At 46.4% G+C, this 2,642-nt stretch carries 1 protein-coding gene and 14 tRNA genes; all 15 read right to left on the reverse strand.

Annotation, left to right across the window (positions count from 1 at the left end; all coding sequences use genetic code 11):
- Nucleotides 1–287: 287 nt before the first annotated feature.
- The gene (gene dut, locus ACE1TF_RS20310; RefSeq protein WP_042404502.1) at nt 288–788 is read right to left on the reverse strand and encodes a dUTP diphosphatase; all 501 of its coding nucleotides are present in this window, start codon (nt 786–788) and stop codon (nt 288–290) included.
- An 83-nt stretch (nt 789–871) separates the two neighbouring features.
- A tRNA-Leu gene (locus ACE1TF_RS20315) sits at nt 872–960 on the reverse strand.
- Between the two features lie 26 nt (nt 961–986).
- Nucleotides 987–1,061 (reverse strand) — tRNA-Cys (locus ACE1TF_RS20320).
- A gap of 6 nt (nt 1,062–1,067) precedes the next feature.
- Nucleotides 1,068–1,142 (reverse strand) — tRNA-Gly (locus ACE1TF_RS20325).
- 5 nt (nt 1,143–1,147) lie between these two features.
- Nucleotides 1,148–1,222: transfer RNA gene (locus ACE1TF_RS20330), tRNA-Gln, on the reverse strand.
- 3 nt (nt 1,223–1,225) lie between these two features.
- Nucleotides 1,226–1,301: transfer RNA gene (locus tag ACE1TF_RS20335), tRNA-His, on the reverse strand.
- Between the two features lie 28 nt (nt 1,302–1,329).
- Nucleotides 1,330–1,403, reverse strand: a tRNA-Trp gene (locus ACE1TF_RS20340).
- A 7-nt stretch (nt 1,404–1,410) separates the two neighbouring features.
- A tRNA-Tyr gene (locus tag ACE1TF_RS20345) sits at nt 1,411–1,495 on the reverse strand.
- 9 nt (nt 1,496–1,504) lie between these two features.
- Nucleotides 1,505–1,580: transfer RNA gene (locus ACE1TF_RS20350), tRNA-Thr, on the reverse strand.
- Between the two features lie 10 nt (nt 1,581–1,590).
- A tRNA-Phe gene (locus ACE1TF_RS20355) sits at nt 1,591–1,666 on the reverse strand.
- Nucleotides 1,667–1,686: 20 nt separating this feature from the next.
- Nucleotides 1,687–1,762 (reverse strand) — tRNA-Asp (locus ACE1TF_RS20360).
- A 293-nt stretch (nt 1,763–2,055) separates the two neighbouring features.
- Nucleotides 2,056–2,132: transfer RNA gene (locus ACE1TF_RS20365), tRNA-Met, on the reverse strand.
- A 6-nt stretch (nt 2,133–2,138) separates the two neighbouring features.
- Nucleotides 2,139–2,213, reverse strand: a tRNA-Glu gene (locus ACE1TF_RS20370).
- 30 nt (nt 2,214–2,243) lie between these two features.
- Nucleotides 2,244–2,335 (reverse strand) — tRNA-Ser (locus ACE1TF_RS20375).
- A 6-nt stretch (nt 2,336–2,341) separates the two neighbouring features.
- Nucleotides 2,342–2,416: transfer RNA gene (locus ACE1TF_RS20380), tRNA-Asn, on the reverse strand.
- Nucleotides 2,417–2,642: the final 226 nt, after the last annotated feature.

Below are 2,642 nucleotides of genomic sequence, written 5' to 3' on the forward strand. Positions count from 1 at the left end.
TGTGATAAAATGCATGGATACGCAGCTCCTTGTCTATGACTTGTTTCGGCAAATTCAAGTATAGAGGACAAAGGAGCCTGCGTATTTTATTTTGCCTCAGTTGTTTTTCCACCCCAACATTTAGTGTAGAGCCGTTTTTCCACCCGACCATTTAACTTAGTATAGATCCTGGAAAGAATGCTCGCAGAAAAAGCTAATTAACGCTTAAAAAACTAGGCCGGTTATTATACCTTCCTAGTTTTTTTATGTGTGCTGTTTAAAACACAAATTTATTTAGACAACCTTTTCTAGTTTCCAGTTGAACCAAACCCACCAGAACCTCGAGAAGTGTCATTTAATGATTCAACTTCCAAGAAAATTGCTTGAGGTACTTGCTGCAATACTCCTTGAGCAATGCGATCATGCTTAGCAATGACATAACTTCCCTGATCAGCCTTGCTATCTATTGCTTCTCCCTTTGTTGAAAGCACACCCATTTCTTCATTGCTAGCTCCAATGTGATCAACTAGAATGCCGACCTCTCCACGGTAATCTGCATCAATCGTACCGGGGCTGTTTGAAATACGTAATTTCGTTTTTTTAGACAAGCCACTTCGTGGTCGCACTTGCATTTCGAATCCATTAGGAATTTCAAAAGCTAAGCCTGTTTTTATTAACTTTGTTTCCCCAGGTTGAATGACTACTTCTTCTAAAGCGTATAAATCAAAACCTGCAGCTGCATTCGACCCGTATGTAGGAATAACAGCATCTTCATGAAGCTTCTTAACCCGCACATCATACTTCTTCACACTTACACTCTCCTTCTAAGAAAAAAACAGCCACAAGTTATGTGACTGTTTCAATAATCGCTTTACGCGTATGTTGTAAAATATGGTGCCGAGGGCCGGACTTGAACCGGCACGGTTGTTACCAACCGCAGGATTTTAAGTCCTGTGTGTCTGCCAATTCCACCACCCCGGCATGGTATGTTAGACAGAATATAAACTTGGAGGCGGCACCCGGATTTGAACCGGGGCATAGGGGTTTTGCAGACCCCTGCCTTACCACTTGGCTATGCCGCCAAAAAATGGAGCGGGAGACGAGATTCGAACTCGCGACCCCCACCTTGGCAAGGTGGTGTTCTACCACTGAACTACTCCCGCATAAATGGCTGGGCCAGCTGGATTCGAACCAGCGCATCACGGAATCAAAATCCGATGCCTTACCGCTTGGCTATGGCCCAATATGGGGCGGCTGATGAGAATCGAACTCACGAGTGCCGGAACCACAATCCGGTGCGTTAACCACTTCGCCACAGCCGCCATATTTATGTGTTGTTTATTATTAAATTGGCAGGGGCAGTAGGAATCGAACCCACATCAAAGGTTTTGGAGACCTTCGTTTTACCATTAAACTATGCCCCTATATAAATGGTGGAGGGGGACGGATTCGAACCGCCGAACCCTGAGGGAGCGGATTTACAGTCCGCCGCGTTTAGCCACTTCGCTACCCCTCCATGTATATATGGTGCCGGCCAGAGGACTTGAACCCCCAACCTACTGATTACAAGTCAGTTGCTCTACCAATTGAGCTAGACCGGCTAAATAAAGATGGTGGCTCGAGACGGAATCGAACCGCCGACACGTAGATTTTCAGTCTACTGCTCTACCGACTGAGCTATCGAGCCATAAGTATTATGTAATTTAATGGCGGGCCTGACGGGAATCGAACCCGCGATCTCCTGCGTGACAGGCAGGCATGTTAACCGCTACACCACAGGCCCCTATTTTGAAAAATAAGCGGCGAATCTCTTCGGCTACTTCGCTCATTCATTCGAGTCGTGTACCTAGTACACTCACTCAGTCCGTCGCTTCCGCGAACTCCTTGCTTCTTTTAAATACTACTTGTTTTAAAAAATAAGCGACGAATCAGTTTCGTTCGTTCGATTTACGTACAGAGTACGCTCACTTGTACCTTAAAGGTACTACGGTCTTTTCTCGCTAGGTTGCTTACTCGACGTAGTGTCGAGGTTGAAATTTGGTTGCACTCTTCAAGTACTACAATCTAAATATTAATTGGTTGCGGGAGGAGGATTTGAACCTCCGACCTCCGGGTTATGAGCCCGACGAGCTACCAGACTGCTCTATCCCGCGATATGTTGGTGACCCGTGCGGGATTCGAACCCGCGTTACCGCCGTGAAAGGGCGGTGTCTTAACCCCTTGACCAACGGGCCAGCTTAATTAATTACTTCTTAGAGTTTTTATGGCGGAGAGCGAGGGATTCGAACCCTCGAGACGGTTTACGCCGCCTACACGATTTCCAATCGTGCTCCTTCGGCCACTCGGACAGCTCTCCAAAGTATGGCTCCACAGGCAGGATTCGAACCAGCGACCTACCGGTTAACAGCCGGTTGCTCTACCACTGAGCTACTGTGGAATATGTCTCGTAACGGCCTCACGGACAACATTATTTTACTCTAATAACGTTTATAATGCAAGTCATTTACGATGATTCATGATGTTTGTATTTTATGTAGAGAGATCGTTCTCTCAAAACTGAATAACGGAGAAGCATGCGGACGTGACCCATCCTAACGCCATATGCGTGGATAAATCCTCGACCGATTAGTATCTGTCAGCTCCATGTGTCGCCACACTTCCAC

It is taken from the genome of Geomicrobium sp. JSM 1781026 (assembly GCF_041949955.1).
GTDB lineage: Bacteria > Bacillota > Bacilli > Bacillales > Marinococcaceae > Geomicrobium_A.